Origin of the sequence: Mesobacterium pallidum (genome assembly GCF_019966535.1) — a bacterium.
Classification (GTDB): Bacteria; Pseudomonadota; Alphaproteobacteria; order Rhodobacterales; family Rhodobacteraceae; genus Mesobacterium; species Mesobacterium pallidum.
This window is the reverse complement of the sequence record NZ_JAIMID010000010.1, coordinates 25,133-41,928: the sequence shown is the minus strand read 5'-3', so window position 1 is coordinate 41,928 and position 16,796 is coordinate 25,133. Positions and strand designations below refer to the sequence as shown.

At 66.7% G+C, this 16,796-nt stretch carries 18 protein-coding genes; 10 read left to right on the top strand and 8 right to left on the bottom strand.

The window, feature by feature from the left end; all coding sequences use genetic code 11:
• The first annotated feature begins 1 nt into the window (after nt 1).
• From MF270_RS15320 to MF270_RS15300, 5 genes are all read left to right on the top strand, one after another.
• Nucleotides 2–967 (top strand): ABC transporter permease, encoded by a 966-nt coding sequence (locus MF270_RS15320; RefSeq protein ID WP_238366779.1) that lies wholly within the window; start codon nt 2–4, stop codon nt 965–967.
• The gene (locus tag MF270_RS15315) at nt 951–1,751 is read left to right on the top strand and encodes a purine-nucleoside phosphorylase (RefSeq protein ID WP_238366778.1); all 801 of its coding nucleotides are present in this window, start codon (nt 951–953) and stop codon (nt 1,749–1,751) included. Before MF270_RS15320 ends, MF270_RS15315 begins: the two co-directional genes overlap by 17 nt.
• A gap of 450 nt (nt 1,752–2,201) precedes the next feature.
• On the top strand, nt 2,202–3,119 hold the full coding sequence (locus MF270_RS15310) for a sulfite exporter TauE/SafE family protein (RefSeq protein WP_238366777.1): 918 nt from the start codon (nt 2,202–2,204) through the stop codon (nt 3,117–3,119).
• A complete protein-coding gene (locus MF270_RS15305; RefSeq protein WP_238366776.1) occupies nt 3,116–3,883 on the top strand; it encodes a TIGR02186 family protein in 768 nt (255 codons plus the stop codon). Before MF270_RS15310 ends, MF270_RS15305 begins: the two co-directional genes overlap by 4 nt.
• 3 nt (nt 3,884–3,886) lie before the next feature.
• Nucleotides 3,887–4,324, top strand: coding sequence for an acyl-CoA thioesterase (locus MF270_RS15300; RefSeq protein ID WP_238366775.1), 438 nt, complete (start codon nt 3,887–3,889; stop codon nt 4,322–4,324).
• Here the strand turns inward: MF270_RS15300 and MF270_RS15295 are convergent.
• Nucleotides 4,307–4,678, bottom strand: a complete 372-nt coding sequence (locus MF270_RS15295) for a hypothetical protein (protein ID WP_238366774.1) — start codon at nt 4,676–4,678, stop codon at nt 4,307–4,309. The two genes, MF270_RS15300 and MF270_RS15295, sit on opposite strands and share 18 nt — an antisense overlap.
• 198 nt (nt 4,679–4,876) lie before the next feature.
• Between MF270_RS15295 and MF270_RS15290 the strand changes: the two genes are divergently transcribed.
• A complete protein-coding gene (locus MF270_RS15290; protein WP_238366773.1) occupies nt 4,877–5,851 on the top strand; it encodes a glutathione S-transferase family protein in 975 nt (324 codons plus the stop codon).
• Here the strand turns inward: MF270_RS15290 and MF270_RS15285 are convergent, their stop codons facing one another.
• Nucleotides 5,852–6,235, bottom strand: coding sequence for a response regulator (locus MF270_RS15285; RefSeq protein ID WP_238366772.1), 384 nt, complete (start codon nt 6,233–6,235; stop codon nt 5,852–5,854). It abuts the gene before it with no gap.
• Nucleotides 6,236–6,427: 192 nt separating this feature from the next.
• Between MF270_RS15285 and MF270_RS15280 the strand changes: the two genes are divergently transcribed.
• Complete coding sequence (locus MF270_RS15280; protein ID WP_238366771.1) at nt 6,428–7,597, top strand: lytic murein transglycosylase; 1,170 nt, start codon at nt 6,428–6,430, stop codon at nt 7,595–7,597.
• On the opposite strand, the gene MF270_RS15275 is transcribed toward MF270_RS15280, so the two are convergent.
• From MF270_RS15275 to MF270_RS15255, 5 genes are all read right to left on the bottom strand, one after another.
• On the bottom strand, nt 7,594–8,919 hold the full coding sequence (locus MF270_RS15275; protein WP_238366770.1) for an NAD(P)/FAD-dependent oxidoreductase: 1,326 nt from the start codon (nt 8,917–8,919) through the stop codon (nt 7,594–7,596). The genes MF270_RS15280 and MF270_RS15275 overlap by 4 nt on opposite strands.
• Nucleotides 8,916–9,734 carry an ABC transporter permease gene (locus MF270_RS15270; RefSeq protein WP_238366769.1) on the bottom strand — a complete coding sequence of 273 codons (819 nt, stop codon included), beginning with the start codon at nt 9,732–9,734 and terminating at the stop codon, nt 8,916–8,918. Before MF270_RS15270 ends, MF270_RS15275 begins: the two co-directional genes overlap by 4 nt.
• Nucleotides 9,735–9,978: 244 nt before the next feature.
• Nucleotides 9,979–10,869: an ABC transporter permease subunit gene (locus MF270_RS15265; RefSeq protein ID WP_238366768.1), complete on the bottom strand. Its 891-nt coding sequence runs from the start codon at nt 10,867–10,869 to the stop codon at nt 9,979–9,981.
• 3 nt (nt 10,870–10,872) lie between these two features.
• A complete protein-coding gene (locus MF270_RS15260; RefSeq protein WP_238366767.1) occupies nt 10,873–12,006 on the bottom strand; it encodes an ABC transporter ATP-binding protein in 1,134 nt (377 codons plus the stop codon).
• Between the two features lie 68 nt (nt 12,007–12,074).
• Nucleotides 12,075–13,160, bottom strand: a complete 1,086-nt coding sequence (locus tag MF270_RS15255; protein ID WP_238366766.1) for a polyamine ABC transporter substrate-binding protein — start codon at nt 13,158–13,160, stop codon at nt 12,075–12,077.
• Nucleotides 13,161–13,308: 148 nt separating this feature from the next.
• On the opposite strand from MF270_RS15255, the gene MF270_RS15250 reads away from it, so the two are divergent.
• Nucleotides 13,309–13,977: a GntR family transcriptional regulator gene (locus MF270_RS15250; protein ID WP_238366765.1), complete on the top strand. Its 669-nt coding sequence runs from the start codon at nt 13,309–13,311 to the stop codon at nt 13,975–13,977.
• 67 nt (nt 13,978–14,044) lie between these two features.
• Nucleotides 14,045–15,439 (top strand): aspartate aminotransferase family protein, encoded by a 1,395-nt coding sequence (locus tag MF270_RS15245; RefSeq protein ID WP_238366764.1) that lies wholly within the window; start codon nt 14,045–14,047, stop codon nt 15,437–15,439.
• 195 nt (nt 15,440–15,634) lie between these two features.
• On the opposite strand, the gene MF270_RS15240 is transcribed toward MF270_RS15245, so the two are convergent.
• Nucleotides 15,635–15,967: an ArsR/SmtB family transcription factor gene (locus MF270_RS15240; protein WP_238366763.1), complete on the bottom strand. Its 333-nt coding sequence runs from the start codon at nt 15,965–15,967 to the stop codon at nt 15,635–15,637.
• Nucleotides 15,968–16,176: 209 nt separating this feature from the next.
• Between MF270_RS15240 and MF270_RS15235 the strand changes: the two genes are divergently transcribed.
• Nucleotides 16,177–16,689: an OmpA family protein gene (locus MF270_RS15235; RefSeq protein ID WP_238366762.1), complete on the top strand. Its 513-nt coding sequence runs from the start codon at nt 16,177–16,179 to the stop codon at nt 16,687–16,689.
• Nucleotides 16,690–16,796 lie beyond the last annotated feature (107 nt).

Genomic DNA, 16,796 nt, shown 5'->3' with positions numbered 1-16,796 from the left:
GATGGATTTCCTGACGATCATCCAGCTGCTCGACAGCACCATCCGCTCGGCCACGCCGCTGCTGCTGGCCTGCCTGGCCGGGCTTTATTCCGAACGCTCGGGCATCTTCGACATCGGGCTCGAGGGCAAGATGCTCGCCGCCGCCTTCTTTTCCGCCGCCGTCGCCTACATGACCGGGTCGGCCTGGATGGGCCTTGGCGCCGGGATCGCCGCCTCGATGGTGCTGTCACTGATCCACGGCGTCGCCTCGATCAACTTCCGCGGCAACCAGCTGATTTCCGGCGTGGCGATCAACTTCCTGGCTGCTGGCATGACGGTGCTGATCGCGCAGGACTGGTTCGCCCAGGGTGGCCGGACCCCCAGCCTGATGTCCGGCGGCCGGTTCGAGCCGATCACCCTGCCCTTTGCCGATGCGCTGGCGGGCGTGCCCTTCCTGGGCCCGATCTATGCCGAGCTGATCTCGGGCCATTCGATCCTGGTCTACATCGCTTTTGCCATGGTACCGCTGACCTGGTGGGACCTCTTCCGCACCCGCTTTGGCCTGCGCCTGCGGGCGGTGGGCGAGAACCCGGAATCGGTGGATACCGCCGGCGTCTCGGTGATCCGCCTGCGCTATGCCGCCGTCATCATCTGCGGCGTGCTCTGCGGCATCGCCGGCGCGTATCTCGCGACCGGGTTGCAGGCGAACTTCACCAAGGACATGACCGCCAACCGGGGCTTCATCGCGCTGGCCGCGCTGATCTTTGCCAAGTGGCGGCCGTGGTACGCGCTTTATGCCTGCCTGCTCTTCGGCTTCCTCTTTGCCATCGAGACGCGGTTCCAGAACATCGAGCTGCTGGGCTTTACCCTGCCCGTCCAGTTCGTGCAGGCCCTGCCCTACATCCTGACCGTCGTGATCCTGGCCGGTTTCGTCGGCAAGGCCATCCCGCCCCGTGCCGGAGGAGAACCCTATGTCAAGGAACGCTGAGGACCTTGCCGCCCTGATCCGCACCCGTGCGGGCGATGCCCCGGTCGAGATCGGGCTGGTGCTGGGCTCCGGCCTCGGCCACCTGGCCGAGGCAGTGGACGGCGTGGCGATCCCCTATGACGACCTGCCGGGCTTTCCCCATGCGGGCGTCTCGGGGCACAATCCCAAGCTGGTGATCGGCGATCTCGAGGGACGCCGCGTGGCGGTCTTCGGCGGCCGGGCGCATTACTACGAGTCGGGGCGCGGCGATGCCATGCGCCTGCCGCTCGAGGTGCTGAAGGCGCTGGGAGGCCGCCAGCTGCTGCTGACCAACGCAGCCGGCAGCTTGCGCGCCGACATGCCGCCGGGCGAGCTGATGCTGCTGTCGGACCACATCAACTTCTCCGGTCTCAACCCCCTGATCGGAGAGCCGACCGATGCCCGCTTTGTCCCCATGGGCGACGCGCATGACCCCGAGATGCGGGCCGGTCTCAAGGCCGCCGCCGAAGCCTTGGGCATCGCGCTGCACGAGGGCGTCTATGCCTGGTACTCCGGCCCGTCGTTCGAGACCCCGGCCGAGATCCGCGCGATCCGCATTCTCGGGTCCGACGCGGTGGGCATGTCGACCGTGCCCGAGGTCATCCTGGCGCGGTTCCTGGGGCTGAAGGTGGCGGCGGTGTCGACCATCACCAACATGGCGGCCGGACTCAGCGACGAGGCGATCAGCCACGAGCACACCAAGGCGATGGCGCCGCTGGGTGCCGCCAAGCTGGAGAAGATCCTGCGGAGCTGGCTCAAGGGGTAAGGCGGGATCGCCTCATCTGGTGAGAGTGCCCGCGACCGGGACTCGCGTGATCGAAGAGGCTGCGCGCCTTGAGGCTCGCAGCCTTTGTTGTTTTGGTATCTACTCAACAAGAATAATGCATCCGGCCTCGCGATCCGAATTGGCCGAGCATCTGCCGTAAGCTCCAAGCCGCGCATCGTCGGGCCGCGGTATGGCGATCCGACGGTCGTGGGGGGCACTTTATCCCGGCCAAGTCCGTAGGACGTTTGAAGGGTGCGCCAAGCCCCACCAAATCGCCCTGCCCGGGGGGCGGCCCGGCGATGTGCGGCGGCCTTGCGGCCTTGAGTCCGTACAAGGACAAACCGACGCCGACGCGAATGCGGCACACCAGCCTTCAATCGCAAGGATTTCCCGCCCCTCCCCCGCTCCAACCGTCTGGACATTTCCCCTGCCCGGATGCACCAATCGGACATGCACATCTACCTCCCCGTCGCCGAAGTGTCGGTCAACCTGTTCCTGCTGCTGGGCCTCGGGGGCATGGTCGGGGTGCTGTCGGGCATGTTCGGCGTGGGCGGAGGGTTTCTGATCACCCCGCTGCTGTTCTTCGTCGGCATCCCGCCGGCGGTGGCGGTGGCGACCTCGGCCAACCAGATCGTCGCCTCTTCGGTCTCGGCGCTTTTTGCGCACCTGAAACGCCGCAACGTGGACCTGCGCATGGGCGTCACGCTGCAGGCCGGTGGCCTCGCCGGGGCGGCGCTGGGGGTCTACATCTTCAACATGCTCAAGCAGCTGGGCCAGGTCGACCTGCTGGTGCAGCTGTGCTACGTGCTGTTCCTTGGCGTAATCGGCGCGCTGATGTTCATCGAAAGCGTCAACGCCATCCGCCATGCCAAGGCCGGCACCCGCCGCAAGCCGCGCAAGCGGCACGGATGGGTGCACACCATGCCACTGCGCGTGCGCTTCCGGGTCTCGGGCCTTTACATCTCGGTCATCCCGCCGCTGCTGGTCGGCTTTTTCGTCGGGATCCTGTCGGCGGTGATGGGGGTCGGCGGCGGCTTCATCATGGTGCCGGCGATGATCTACATCCTGCACATGCCCACCAAGGTGGTGGTCGGCACTTCGCTGTTCCAGATCACGCTGGTGGCCGGCATGACCACGGTCATGCACGCGGTCAGCAGCCAGACCGTCGATACGGTGCTGGCGGTGCTGCTGATCCTGGGCGGCGTGATCGGCGCGCAGCTGGGCACGCGGCTTGGCATGTACCTGCGGGCCGAGCAGCTGCGCGTGCTGCTGGCGCTGCTGGTGCTCGCCGTCTGTTTCAAGATCGCGCTCGACCTGACGCTGACCCCGTCCGAGCCCTACTCGATCACCGAGATGCGTCTGCCATGATCCGGGCCGCGCGCATATTCGCGGCGCTCCTGCTGCTGGCCGGGCCCGCCACGGCACAGGAAGAGGTCGTGATGGGCCTCAGCCAGGACGAGGTCGCGATCACGACCGCCTTCGACGGCTCGAACATCCTGATCTTCGGCGCGATCCGGCGCGAGACGCCGATCCCCGAGGTGCCGATCGACGTGATCGTCGCGATCGAGGGGCCCTCGACCCCGCTGACCGTCCGCCGCAAGGACCGCAAGTTCGGCATCTGGGTCAACGATGCGGCGCTGAACATCCGCAGCGCGCCCAGCTTCTACGCCGTCGCCACCACCGGACCGCTGGACGAGGTGCTGCTGCCTTTCCAGGACCGGCGCTACGACATCTCGGTCCCGCGCGCGATCCGCGCGGCAGACGGAGAGACGGAGACCGCCGACACCGCCGCCTTTGTCGAGGCGCTGATCCGCATCCGCACCGAAGAAGACCTCTACCAGCACCTCGAGGGGGCCGTGACCGTCGATCAGGACACCCTGTTCCAGACCGAGATCGCCCTGCCCGCCAACCTGACCGAAGGCCGCTACCGCACGCGCATCTTCCTCGTGCGCGAGGGCAAGGTGATCTCGTATTTCCAGAAAAGCATCACCGTCCGGAAGGTCGGGCTGGAGCGGTTCCTCTTCAACCTGTCGCGTCAGCAACCGCTGATCTACGGGCTGATGTCGCTGGCCATCGCGGTGATCGCGGGCTGGGCTGCTTCAGCCGCGTTCCGTCTGCTGCAAAGGAACTGACCCATGGCCCGTCCCGCCCCGTCGCCGCGCACAAGCTACGCGTGGTTCACCACGCTCGAAACCCGCTGGGCCGACAACGACCAGTACGGGCACCTCAACAACACCGTGCATTATGGCCTCTTCGACACGGCGGTGGCGCGGCTGCATGTCGGCTGGGGCGTCTTCGACGATGCCGGGGCGACGGCCAAGGACGTGGTGGTGGAAAGCGGCTGCATCTACCATGCCGAGGCGCGCTATCCCGACACCATCCATGTCGGGCTGCGCGTCGGTCACATCGGTCGCAGCTCCTGGCGCTACGAGCTGGGGCTCTATCGCAACGACGAAGACACGGCCTTTGCCGAAGGGTTCTTTGCGCAGGTCCAGACGGACCCCGACGGCCGGCCCTGTGCCCTTGCCGATGCGTTCCGTGCCAGACTGGCCAGCCTACAGCTGCCGGGCTGAGCTTTCCCGCCCGATCAGCGCCACCGGCGCGGCCGGGTCGACGGCAAAGTCGCGCGGCGGCTGGTCGTGGCTTTCGGTCGCGCGCTTGAAGTCGCAGATGACCTCTCCGCCCGCCTCGGCCGAGGCGATGATCAGGCATTGCCGCAGGTGGCGCGCGCCGTCGTAGATATCGACCAGGCCGCGCAGCTCGGGCGCGTCCTCTGCGTCGAGGGCAAAGCCGGTGTCCCAGATCCGCAGGATCGGGTAGACCTTGTCTGTTCCCGTCTTCACGCGCAGCCGGGCGGCCGCCCGCTTGGCGGTCCGACGCGCGGCGTCGATGCCTGCCTGCACCTCTTTCGAAACATATGTCGACATCGTGATTCCCCCCGGCCCGTCCAGGTGTTTGAGTTTGAGGCGGTTTTTCTCAAAAGCAAGTAAATCTGCGATGACACCGGGATGCTGCCGCGCAGCATGATGCCTGCGCGCTGCTGCACAGCGACCCTGACACCCGCGCGGGTTGCCCGGATCGGCGCACAGGTTACCTCTGGTTCGACGCAAACGACAGGAGGACGCATGGGACATCTGGACAAGGGCCAATGGGTCACCGCCAGCCTCGAAAAGATGAGCAAGGGCGGCAAGTTCGTCCGCAACGAGACGACCTTCCGAAACTGGATCACGGCCGATGGCAGCGCCGGGCCCAGCGGCACGGGCGGGTTCAAGGCCGAGAGCGGGCGCTACCATCTCTATGTCAGCTATGCCTGTCCCTGGGCCCATCGCGCGCTGATCTTCCGCGCGCTCAAGGGGCTTCAGGACCACATCAGCGTGGACGTGGTGCACCCGGACATGCTCGAGGACGGCTGGAGCTTTGCCACCGATTTCCCCGGCGCGACGGGCGACCGGCTGATGGGCAAGGATTTCCTGCGCGACATCTACACGGCGGCCGATCCCGAAATCTCGGGCCGGGCGACGGTGCCGATCCTGTGGGACAAGACGCAGGGCACCATCGTGTCGAACGAGAGCTCCGAGATCATCCGCATGTTCAACTCGGCCTTCGACGGGATCACCGGCAACACCGACGATTACTACCCCGAAGAACTGCGGGGCGAGATCGACACGCTGAACGACCGGATCTACGACACGGTCAACAACGGCGTCTACAAGTCCGGCTTCGCCACCTCGCAGGAGGCTTATGACGAGGCGGTCACGGCGCTGTTCGAGTCGCTCGACTGGCTCGAAGAGATCCTGTCGGCCTCGCGCTACCTGACCGGCAACCAGCTGACCGAAGCCGACTGGCGCCTGTTCCCGACGCTGATCCGGTTCGATACGGCTTACCACGGCCACTTCAAGTGCAACCGGCGGCGGATCGTGGATTACCCGAACCTCTGGGGCTACCTGCGCGAGCTGTATCAATGGCCGGGGATCGCCGACACGGTGAACCTGGCCCATGTCGCGCGGCACTACCACTACAGCCACGAAAGCATCAATCCGCACCGCATCGTGCCCATTGGCCCCGTGCTGGACCTGACCGGCCCGCACGGGCGCGGCTGATCAGATCGGGCGGGGCGGCGGCTGGCCGCCGTGGTATTCGACCAGCGCCACCAGGTCGTCCGGCGGCACGTGCGGCGACAGCATGGCATGGACATTGGCGCCAAGGCCAAAGACCGACCCGTCCGAAAAGAACCCGTCGCGGGTGACCAGGATCACCCGCGTCTCGGGCCAGCGAAAGCCGATGAGGTCTGTCAGCGGCAGCACCTCGCCGTCATCCGTCTGGATGTCGATGATGACCACGTGGTAGCCCTTGTGCTCGATCAGCGCCGCAGCTGCAGCGACATGGCCGGTCACGTCGACCGCCGCCCCGCGACGCTTAAGATGCCCTTGCCAAAGCTGGCCCAGTTCGGCCGCGCCGGCGACGATGAGTATCTCCAATGACATTGTTCGACCCTTGTGACCCGGCAAACGAGAAGCAAGACCCGCCTACGATAGCAACGCGCGGCGCCTTGCCGAACTCATTTCTGATTTCGGCGTCGTGATGACGACAAACCGCCGATCGCCTTGACATTGGCGCCGGCGCTGCACCTGTTAACCGGATCGAACCCGGACAAGCAGGACCACGAAATGCCCCGAATGACCGCCCTTTCCCTTGCCATCGCCCTGTCGGCCGGGTCCGCCGCGACGGCCCAGCAGGTGCCCTGCGGCGGCAGTTTCGCCGACTTCAAGGCCGGGCTGAGGGACGAGGCCGTAGCCCTCGGTCACGATCCCGCATCCGTCGACCGGTTCCTGTCGGGCGCGCAGCAGGACCCCAAGGTGCTGGCCGCGGACCGCAGGCAGGGGGTGTTCCAGATGCCCTTCGTCGATTTCTCGCGTCGGCTGATCAGCCAGGACCGGCTGAACCGCGGTCTAGCGAACGGGCGCGACTATGCCGCCGTCTTCGACCGGATCGAGGCGCAGTACGGCGTCAGCCGGGGTGTCCTGCTGGCCTTCTGGGCCTTCGAGACCGATTACGGCAGCTTCCAGGGCGATTTCAACACGTTGAACGCCCTGGTGACGCTGAGCCACGATTGCCGCCGGCCCGAGCTCTTCCGCCCGCAGATCTTTGCCGCGCTCGAGCTCTTCGAGCACGGCGATTTCGACCCCGCCCGCACAACCGGCGCCTGGGCGGGCGAAATCGGCATGGTGCAGATGCTGCCCCGGGATATCCTGGAAAACGGCGTGGACGGGGATGGCGACGGGCATGTTCTGCTCAAAACCTCTGCGCCCGATGCGCTGATGTCGGGCGGCAAGATGCTGCAATCGCTGGGCTGGCGCGCGGGCGAGCCCTGGATCCAGGAGGTGTCGGTCCCCGATGACATGGACTGGTCGCTGACGGGTCTGCAGGACAAGCGGCCCGCGTCCGAATGGGCCGCGATGGGTGTCACGCCCCGCTCGGGCCAGCTGGCCAACCTGCCCGCCTCGCTGATCCTGCCGCAGGGGCGTCGCGGGCCGGCCTTCCTCGCCTATCCGAATTTCGACGTGTATTTCGAATGGAACCAGAGCTTTGTCTACGTGATGACCGCCGCCTATTTCGCGACCCGCCTCGAAGGCGCGCCAATCTATGACGCCGGCAACCCCGAGCCCGGCCTCGACGGGGAACAGATGAAACAGTTGCAGGCCAAGCTGGCCGCCCATGGCCATGACGTCGGCCTGATCGACGGCATCCTCGGCGCCGGCACCCGGGCGGCGGTGCGCGCGATGCAGCAGGAACTGGGGATGCCCGCCGACGGCTGGCCGACCCCAGCGCTGCTGAACCGGCTTTAAAGGTCCATCACCCCGTAAAGCGCATAGGCCGGGTACATGAGTGCCCGGCGGAACCGGCCCAGCGGGAAGGACACGGGCCGGTGGCGCATGGCCAGCGGGTAGATCCGGTCGGGCGCGCGGCCCTGCACGAGGTCCGCCAGGATCGCCCCGGCATAGCCGCCCATGGCCATGCCGTTGCCGTGGTAGCCAAAGCCGGCAAACAGCCCTTCTGCCCCCGGCACCGGCCCGACGAAGGGGGTGCGGGGCATGGTCATGCAGACAAGACCCGACCAGTACCACGGCGTCTCGACCTCGGCCCAGGCCGGGAACATCTTGCGGAAATCGCGCAGGATGGCGTGCCGGTTGCGCGCCACCGCGCCCGCCGTCTGCGCCAGCCCGCCCCGCATGCCGAACAGGAACCGCCCGTCCGGCATCAGGCGGAAGTAATGCAGCATCCGCCGCGTGTCATAGGCCATCTGCCCCGAGGTCCAGCCCTGCGCCGCCTGCAGCGCCTTCGGGATCGGCTCGGTCACCAGGACCGAGCTTTGCAGCGGCAGGTAGCGCCCCGCCATCCAGTCCGGCAGGTCTTCGGAGGAATAGCCGTTGGTGGCGATGATCACCTTGCGGCAGCGCACCTGCCCCTTGGGCGTGCTGACCTGCCAGCCGTTGCCGCGCGTGATCGCGGTGGCCGGGGAATGGGCAAAGATGCGCGCGCCGGCCTCTTCCGCCGCTTTCGCAAGCCCGGTGCTGTATTTCAGCGGGTTCACCGCAAAGCCGATGGGTGTGGTCAGCGCGCCGTGGAACGGCCCGTTCAGCCCGTGCTTGGCCAGGTCCTCGCGCCCGATCAGCACCGGCTGCACCTCGTAATCGCGGCGGATGGTCTGCGCCTGGGCCTTCAGCGACTCCCAGTCGCGGGGGCGATGGGCCAGCAGCGTCTCGCCCTCGCTGTGCCGGTCGACCTTGAGGCCAAGCGTGTCGATCTGCTCGGCCGTGAAGTCCACCGCGGCCTTCTCGGCCTGCCGCCAGTCGCGGCGGGCCACGTCGCCATGGCGCGATTCGAGCCCCCGGTTCGAGATCCTGGCCCCGCCGAGACAGACGAACCCGCCGCTGCGCCCCGAGGCGCCGAAGCCCGGATGCTCGGCATCCAGCACGATGACATCGACGCCCGCCTCGGCCAGCAGCCGCGCGGCAGTGAGGCCGGTGACCCCCGCGCCGATAACCACCACCTCGGCCGCGCGGTTCCCGTCAAGCGCGCCAAAGCGGGGCCGGACCACCGTGCGCTGCCACCAGCCGCGCCGGATCGGGTCTGCGCTATAGGCCGCGGCCTCCCAGATTCGCTTCATGCAGGGCGCTCGGCCGCGCGTTCCTCGGCCTCGCGGCGCACGGCCTGGCTTTTCGAGATCAGCGAAAAGGTGATGACCCCCACGGTCACGATGCCGATCATGATGGTCGAGAGCGCGTTGATCTCGGGGCTGACGCCGAGGCGCACGGCCGAGAAGATCTTGATCGGCAGGGTGGTGGCCGAGGGGCCCGCGGTGAAGCTGGCGATCACCAGGTCGTCGAGCGACAGGGTGAAGGCCAGCAGCCAGCCCGAGATCACGGCGGGCGCGATGATCGGCAGGGTGACCAGGCGGAAGGCCTCGAACGGGGTGCAGCCAAGGTCCAGCGCCGCCTCTTCGAGCGACCGGTCGAAGGACACGAGGCGCGAGGAAACGACGACCGAGACGTAGCACATGGCAAAGGTCGTATGCGCCAGGATGATCGTCACGATCCCCCGGTCCAGCCCGATGCCGATGAACAGGAGCAGCAGCGACAGGCCGGTGATGACCTCGGGCATGACGAGCGGGGCATAGATCATGCCGGAAAACAGCGTCCGCCCGGCAAAGCGCCCGGCGCGGATCAGCACATAGGCCGCCAGCGTGCCGAGGATGGTCGCAATGGTGGACGAGATCACCGCGACGCGCAGCGTCACCCAGGCGGCGTCGAGGAAGGCCTCGTTCCGCATCAGCTCTCCGTACCACTTGGTCGAAAAGCCCGCCCAGACCGTAACTAGCTGGGATTCGTTGAAGCTGTAGATCACGAGGATCAGCATGGGCAGGTAGAGGAAGGCAAAGCCCAACGTCAGGGAGGTGGCGTTGAACCAGGAAAACCGTCTCATGCCGCGCTCCGATCCGGCGAGGCGCCCAGCCCGGGCGTCGCTGTTTGGGGGGCGCTGCCCCCCGCCTTCGGCTCCCCCCGAGGTATTTGGAAAACAATGAAGGAGTGGGGACGGCCCTGCTCTTCATTGTTTCTCAAATACCTTGCGGGGGTCGCCTTTGTCGCGCCATTGGTCCGAGAGACAATGGCGACGGGGTGCAAAACCTCCACTCCGACATCTGTAAAGCGCGGTGTCGCTTGATGCATCATCCCTCGGCCTCCCGCTGCTTCTGCTCGTTGCGCTGGAAGAGGATGATCGGGATCACCAGAATCGCCAGCAGGATGATCGCCACGGCCGAGGCGACCGGCCAGTCGCGGTTCGAAAAGAACTCCTCGTAAAGCACCTTGCCGATCATCAGCGTGCGCGAGCCGCCCAAAAGTTCAGGGATCACGAATTCGCCCAGCGCGGGGATGAAGACCAGGAAGCTGCCGGCCACGATGCCCTGGCGCGACAGCGGGATAGTCACCAGCCAGAAGGCCGAGAGGCGCGAGCAGCCGAGATCCTCGGCCGCCTCGAGCAGCGAGCCGTCGAGCTTTTCCAGCGCCGCGTAGATCGGCAGGATCATGAACGGCAGGTAGGTGTAGACGATGCCGATGTAGACCGCCGTGTTGGTGTTGAGGATCGTCAGCGGCTCGGAGATGATGCCCAGCCACATCAGCGCCTGGTTCAGCAGGCCCTCGTTCGCCAGGATCCCTTTCCATGCGTAGACGCGGATCAGGAAGGACGTCCAGAACGGCAGGATCACCAGCATCATCAGCGTCGGGCGCCAGCGGTCGGGCGCCTGCACCATGCCGTAGGCGATTGGGTAGCCGACCAGCAGCGTCAGCACGGTCGAGATCACCGCGATCTTCACCGACGACAGGTACGCCTTCCAGTAGAGGTCATCCGTCGTCAGGAAGGTGAAATTGTCGAAATCGAGCCCGGCGAAGAAGGCGCGCAGCCCCTCCCATCCCTGGCTGAGGTCCAGTTGCGGTGCATAGGGCGGCCGGGCCAGCGCCACGTCGCTGAGCGAGATCTTCAGCACGATGGCGAAGGGGATCAGGAACAGCGCCAGCAGCCAGGCGTAGGGGATGAAGATCAGGAGGAACCGCCGCATCCCTCAGCGCTCCAGCACGACGCCGGCGGTCTCCGAGAATCCGACCCAGACCTCGTCCTCCCAGGTGATCGGGCGGTTGGCGAGACGGCGGGCGTTGACCATCTGCGCCTTGACCATCTGCCCGCCCGAAAGCCGCACGTGGTAGGTCGAGATGTTGCCGAGATAGGCGATGTCGATGACCTTGCCCTGGAAGGCATTGGGCCGGTCGGGCCGCTCGCGGTCGATGGTCACCTTTTCGGGGCGGATGGCGAAATGGCAGGACTGGCCGGGCGCCAGTTGCGCATCGGTCACGGCGCGGATCGGCGGCTCGCCTTCGGCCCAGTCGATGCTGACCGCGCCCTCACCGGGGGTCACGCGGCCCTCGATGATGTTCACGTCGCCGATGAAATCGGCCACGTAGACGGAATTCGGCGCCTCGTAGATCTCGGCCGGGGTGGCGACCTGGATCACGCGGCCCTCATCCATCACCGCGATGCGGGAGGCCACGGTCATCGCCTCTTCCTGGTCGTGGGTCACGATGACGAAGGTCGTGCCGGTCTTTTCCTGGATGTCCATCAGTTCGAACTGCGTCTCTTCGCGCAGCTTGCGGTCCAGCGCGCCGAGCGGTTCGTCCAGCAGCAGGAGCTTGGGCGCCTTGGCCAGGCTGCGGGCCAGCGCGACCCGCTGGCGCTGCCCGCCCGAGATCTGGTGCGGCTTGCGCGCGGCAAAACGTTCGAGCCGCGTCAGCCGCAGCATCTCTTGCACGCGGCCATGGACCTGGTCCTTGCCGCGCCCCTCGCGGCGCAGGCCAAAGGCGATGTTGTCATAGACCGACAGGTGCGGGAACAGCGCGTAGCTTTGGAACATCATGTTCACCGCGCGCTTGTTCGGCGGCACCGGGGCGATGTCCTGGCCCGACAGCTCGATCACGCCCTCGGTCGGGCTTTCGAACCCTGCCAGCATCCGCATCATCGTGGTCTTGCCGCAGCCCGAGGGGCCCAGAAGCGCGTAGAATTCCCGCTCGTAGATATCGAGCGTCAGGTTGTCGATGGCGGTGAAATCGCCGAACCGCTTGGTGACTCCGCGAAACCGGATCAGCGGCTTGGCCTCGGGGTCGGTCCAGGGGGAAAAGACGGCGGGCGCTCCGGTCTGGGACATTCAGCGGATCCTGGGAAGTGTCTTGGGGGGCGCGGCCCGAACGATCCGGGCCGCGCGGAAGGCGGGTATCAGGTGCCCGACTTGATCTTGGTCCAGAGGCGCGTCACCACGCGCTGCACCTGCGGCGGGTAGGGCGTGGTGGTGAAGGTGTTGTCCAGCGCTTCGGCCGAGGGGTAGATCGCCGGATCGCCGATCACGTCCTCGACCAGGAACTCCTGCGAGGCCTCGTTGCCGTTGGCGTAATAGACGTAGTTCGACGCCGCCGCCATGTTCTCGGCGTCCATGATGAAGTTCAGGAAGGCATGGGCGCCCTCGGGGTTCGGCGCATCGACCGGGATCGCCATCTGGTCGAACCACATCTGCGCGCCCTCGTTCGGCGCGTAGTAGCTGATTTCGACGCCGTTCTCAGCTTCGGCCGCGCGGTCGCGGGCCTGCAGGATGTCACCCGACCAGCCGACGGCCACGCAGATGTCGCCATTGGCGAGGCCGTTGATGTACTCCGAGCTGTGGAACTTCTGGATCGACGGGCGGATGGCCATGAAGACCTCCTCGGCCTTGGCGATCACGTCGGGGTCGTGGCTGTCCGGGTCCTCGCCGATGTAGTTCAGCGCGGCCGGGATCATCTCGGCCGGGGCGTCGAGGAACATGACGCCGCATTCGGCCAGCTTTTCCATGTTCTCGGGCTTGAAGACGAGGTCCCAGCTGTCCACGGGCGCATCCTCGCCCAGCAGTTCCTTGACGCGCGGCTCGTTCACGCCGATGCCGGTGGTGCCCCACATGTAGTTGATCGAATACTCGTTGCCGGGGTCATACTTGGCCGTCCGGTCCGAGATCACGGCCCACATGTTGGCGATGTTCGGCAGCTTGGACTTGTCGAGCGGCTGGAAGGACCCGGCCGCGATCTGGCGCTGCAGGAAGGTGCCGGTCGGCACCACCACGTCGTAGCCCGACCCGCCGGCCAGCATCTTGGTTTCCAGCAGCTCGTTCGAATCGAAAACGTCGTAAACCAGCTCATAGCCGGTTTCGGCCTCGAACTTGGCCAGAAGCTCTTCGTCGATGTAGTCGGACCAGTTGTAGACCCGCACCTCCTCGGCGCCGGCGGATGCGGCGGCGAGAGCCAGGGCGGCGGTCGCTGTGATGAGCTTGGTGTTCATGTCGGTCTCCCTGTGGCCGCGCGGTCTTTTGTTGCCACGCATACCTGGATTTGATCAAATGAAGCCATTCAAGGCAACATCGATAATGCTTTCATGCGGCCAAGCCGCTTGCAAGGGGCAGATGCCGCGACTTTGGGCAGAGGGGTGCATGGTGGCGCGAAAAGCAGCAGACGGGGCCGGGTTGCCGGCGCATGAACAGGTCTATCGCCAACTGCGCGACATGATCCTGTTCGGCGATCTCGCCCCCGGCCAGGCCGTGACCATCCAGGGGCTGGTCGAGGCGACGGGCGCCGGCATGACCCCGGTGCGCGAGGCGCTGCGCCGGTTGACGGCCGAGGGCGCGCTGGACATGGCGGGCAACCGGCGGGTGTCGGTGCCGGTTCTGAGCGCCGGCAACCTCGACGAGATGATCCATGCCCGCAGCGCGCTGGACCCCGAGCTGGCAAGGCGGGCCTGCCTGAACGCGACGCCCGGGGACATCGCCGTGCTGGCGGCCGAGGACGCGCGGCTGGACGCCGCGATCCTGCGCGGGGACGTCAGTGGCTACCTGCGCCACAACTACCTGTTCCACGCCGAACTCTACGACCTGGCCCGGGCGCCGATCCTGCGCGATCTGGCCATGGGGCTCTGGCTGCGCTTCGGCCCCTCCCTGCGCGTGATCTGCGGCCGGATGGGCACCTCGTCCCTTCCCGACCAGCACGCCGCGGCCCTCACGGCGCTGCGAAACGGCGATGCCGAGGCGGCGGCGGCAGCGATCCGCGCCGACGTGGTGCAGGGCATGGAACAGGTGCGCGCCGCCCTGCCTGCGGAGGGCTGATTCGATTGACTTCGGATAATTTGATCATATTCTGACACCAACCCTCCCCTCACCGATGGAGTCCGCCATGACGCGCATCACCAATCACCTGCCGACCGCCGAGTTGCAGCGCCTCGACGCGGCCCACCACATGCACCCGTTCTCGACCCAGGCCGACCTTGCCAAGCGCGGCGCGCGGGTCATCACCCGGGCCAAGGGCTGCTTTCTGACCGACAGCGAAGGCGAAGAGATCCTCGACGCCATGGCGGGCCTGTGGTGCGTCAACGTCGGCTACGGCCGTGAGGAGCTGGTGCAGGTCGCGGCCGCGCAAATGCGCGAGCTGCCCTATTACAACACCTTCTTCATGACGACCCATGTGCCGGCCATCGCGCTCTCGGCCAAGCTGGCGGAACTGGCGCCGGGCGACCTGAACCACGTGTTCTATTCCTGCTCGGGCTCCGAGGCGAATGACACCAACATCCGCCTCGTGCGCACCTACTGGGCCACCAAGGGCCAGCCGTCGAAATTCACGATCATCTCGCGCAAGAACGGCTACCACGGCTCGACCATGGGCGGCGGCAGCCTGGGCGGCATGGCCGGGATCCACTCGCAGGGCGGCCTGCCGATCCCCGGCATCCACCACATCGGCCAGCCCGACTGGTGGTCCGAAGGCGGCGACATGTCGCCGGAAGACTTCGGCCTGATGCGCGCGCGCGAGCTGGAGCAGGCGATCGACGAGATCGGTGAGGACAACGTCGCCGCCTTCATCGCCGAGCCGGTGCAGGGCGCCGGCGGCGTGATCGTCGCGCCCAACACGTACTGGCCCGAAGTCAGCCGCATCTGCCGGGAACGGAACATCCTGCTGATCGCGGACGAGGTCATCTGCGGCTTTGGCCGCACCGGCAACTGGTTCGGGTCGCAGACCTTGGGCATCACGCCCGACATCATGACCGTCGCCAAGGGCCTCAGCTCGGGCTACCAGCCGATCGGCGGGTCGATCGTGTCGGATGAGATCGCCGAGGTGATCGGCAGCATCGAGTTCAACCACGGCTACACCTACCACGCCCACCCGGTGGCCGCGGCCGTGGCGCTGGAAAACCTGCGCATCCTCGAGGAAGAGCAGATCGTCACGCGGGTGCGCGAACACACCGCGCCGCTGCTGAAGGCCAAGTGGGAAAGCCTGGCCGACCACCCGCTGGTGGGCGAGGCGAAGATCGTCGGCATGATGGGCTCCATCGCGCTGACGCCCGACAAGGCCAGCCGCGCCGCCTTTGCCTCGGACCCGGGCACCGTGGGCTACATCTGCCGCGAGTTCTGTTTCGGGACGAACCTGGTCATGCGCCACGTGGGTGACCGGATGATCATCTCTCCGCCGCTGGTGATCTCCGACGAGGAGATCGACCTGCTGATCGCCCGCGCCCGTCACGCGCTGGACCAGACCTATGACAAGCTCAAGGCCGAGGGGATGCTGAAAGCCGCCTGATCGCCCGGCCGGAAGGGCAGAGGGGGCCAGCCCCCCTCGCCTGCGGCGAGTCCCCCGGAGTTTATTGGCAAGATGAAGAAGGATCTGATCCCTTGTTCATCTTGCCAGATAAACTCCCGCCGGAGGCAAACTGCGCGAAGACGGCCCCGGCCGGCTTTGCGTGACCATGGGCGCGCCCTGGCGCGCGCAACTGGATCAGGGTTCGCGCTCGGGCAGTTCCTGGGCGAGGAAGCGTTCGAAGGCCTCGAGGTTCACCGGCTCGAACTGCCCGAAGCCCTGCATCCAGACCGAGGCCTCTTTCAGCGCGTCGGGCTCCAGCTTGCACCATTTCACCCGGCCGCGTTTTTCCTGGCTGATGAGCCCGGCGGCGGCGAGGATGCCGAGGTGTTTCGAGATCGCGGCCAGCGACATCTCGAACGGCTCGGCCACGTCGGTCACGGCCATGTCATCCTCGAGCAGCATCGACAGGATCTGCCGCCGCGTCGGATCGGCAAGGGCCGCGAAGACCTGGTCGAGGGTTGCGCTCATGCCGACGGTTAAAGGCCGCAGCCGGGCGCGCGTCAACGGGAAAGCGGCAAGGGTGTGGTGGGCGGGAACCCGCCCATTCGCCGCCGCCGGACCGAAGAGACGGAACCCGGGGGGCGGCGCCTGTATTGTTCTTGATATGGCCTCTTGATCGCGGGGCCGATTTCGGCAACGCCTTGGGCAAGCCCCTCGGCCAATCGAAGGAATTTGCCATGTCGCTCAAGTCAATGTTCCCCAAGTCCATTCTTCTTGCCGCCACGCTGTCGCTGTCGGCGGCCGCCGCGCAGGCCCAGAACACCTGTGCCGTCTCGATCTTCTTCCCGAACGGGGGGGCGGGTCTTGGTCCGCAGGATATCGCCGTGCTCGACGCCTATGCCAACTCCTACGCCCCCGGCCCGGTGACCATCTACGGTTATGCCGATGCCACGGGCGGCGCGGCCGCAAACCTCGCCCTCAGCCAGGCGCGCGCCAATGCCGTCGCGGCCCGGCTGATGGCGCGTGGCATGGCGGTCTCGACCGCGGCGGGGCGCGGCGAGACCACCCTGCCCGGCACCACCGGCCCGACCGATCCGGCCAACCGCCGGGTCGAGGTCGGCACCACCAATTGCACCATCGTGCGCCGCAACGACCCGCTTGCGAACCAGACCCCGGCGGTGGCCGGCGCGGTGGTCGGCGGGATCGTCGCGCTGGGCGTGCTGATCTCTTCGGGCACCGATACCGACTGACCTTTCCGCCCGCCCGCCGCATACTCAACCGAAACGTTGAATATGCTGCAGGCGCGAAAACAGGGCCATGGGCGGGTGCGGCGGAATATCCGCCGCACCCGCTGTCC

Coding starts and splice junctions, on each gene's coding strand:
- MF270_RS15320 (WP_238366779.1), top strand. CDS start 2: ATGGATTTCCTGACGATCATCCAGCTGCTCGACAGCACCATCCGCTCG.
- MF270_RS15315 (WP_238366778.1), top strand. CDS start 951: ATGTCAAGGAACGCTGAGGACCTTGCCGCCCTGATCCGCACCCGTGCG.
- MF270_RS15310 (WP_238366777.1), top strand. CDS start 2,202: ATGCACATCTACCTCCCCGTCGCCGAAGTGTCGGTCAACCTGTTCCTG.
- MF270_RS15305 (WP_238366776.1), top strand. CDS start 3,116: ATGATCCGGGCCGCGCGCATATTCGCGGCGCTCCTGCTGCTGGCCGGG.
- MF270_RS15300 (WP_238366775.1), top strand. CDS start 3,887: ATGGCCCGTCCCGCCCCGTCGCCGCGCACAAGCTACGCGTGGTTCACC.
- MF270_RS15295 (WP_238366774.1), bottom strand. CDS start 4,678: ATGTCGACATATGTTTCGAAAGAGGTGCAGGCAGGCATCGACGCCGCG.
- MF270_RS15290 (WP_238366773.1), top strand. CDS start 4,877: ATGGGACATCTGGACAAGGGCCAATGGGTCACCGCCAGCCTCGAAAAG.
- MF270_RS15285 (WP_238366772.1), bottom strand. CDS start 6,235: ATGTCATTGGAGATACTCATCGTCGCCGGCGCGGCCGAACTGGGCCAG.
- MF270_RS15280 (WP_238366771.1), top strand. CDS start 6,428: ATGACCGCCCTTTCCCTTGCCATCGCCCTGTCGGCCGGGTCCGCCGCG.
- MF270_RS15275 (WP_238366770.1), bottom strand. CDS start 8,919: ATGAAGCGAATCTGGGAGGCCGCGGCCTATAGCGCAGACCCGATCCGG.
- MF270_RS15270 (WP_238366769.1), bottom strand. CDS start 9,734: ATGAGACGGTTTTCCTGGTTCAACGCCACCTCCCTGACGTTGGGCTTT.
- MF270_RS15265 (WP_238366768.1), bottom strand. CDS start 10,869: ATGCGGCGGTTCCTCCTGATCTTCATCCCCTACGCCTGGCTGCTGGCG.
- MF270_RS15260 (WP_238366767.1), bottom strand. CDS start 12,006: ATGTCCCAGACCGGAGCGCCCGCCGTCTTTTCCCCCTGGACCGACCCC.
- MF270_RS15255 (WP_238366766.1), bottom strand. CDS start 13,160: ATGAACACCAAGCTCATCACAGCGACCGCCGCCCTGGCTCTCGCCGCC.
- MF270_RS15250 (WP_238366765.1), top strand. CDS start 13,309: ATGGTGGCGCGAAAAGCAGCAGACGGGGCCGGGTTGCCGGCGCATGAA.
- MF270_RS15245 (WP_238366764.1), top strand. CDS start 14,045: ATGACGCGCATCACCAATCACCTGCCGACCGCCGAGTTGCAGCGCCTC.
- MF270_RS15240 (WP_238366763.1), bottom strand. CDS start 15,967: ATGAGCGCAACCCTCGACCAGGTCTTCGCGGCCCTTGCCGATCCGACG.
- MF270_RS15235 (WP_238366762.1), top strand. CDS start 16,177: ATGTCGCTCAAGTCAATGTTCCCCAAGTCCATTCTTCTTGCCGCCACG.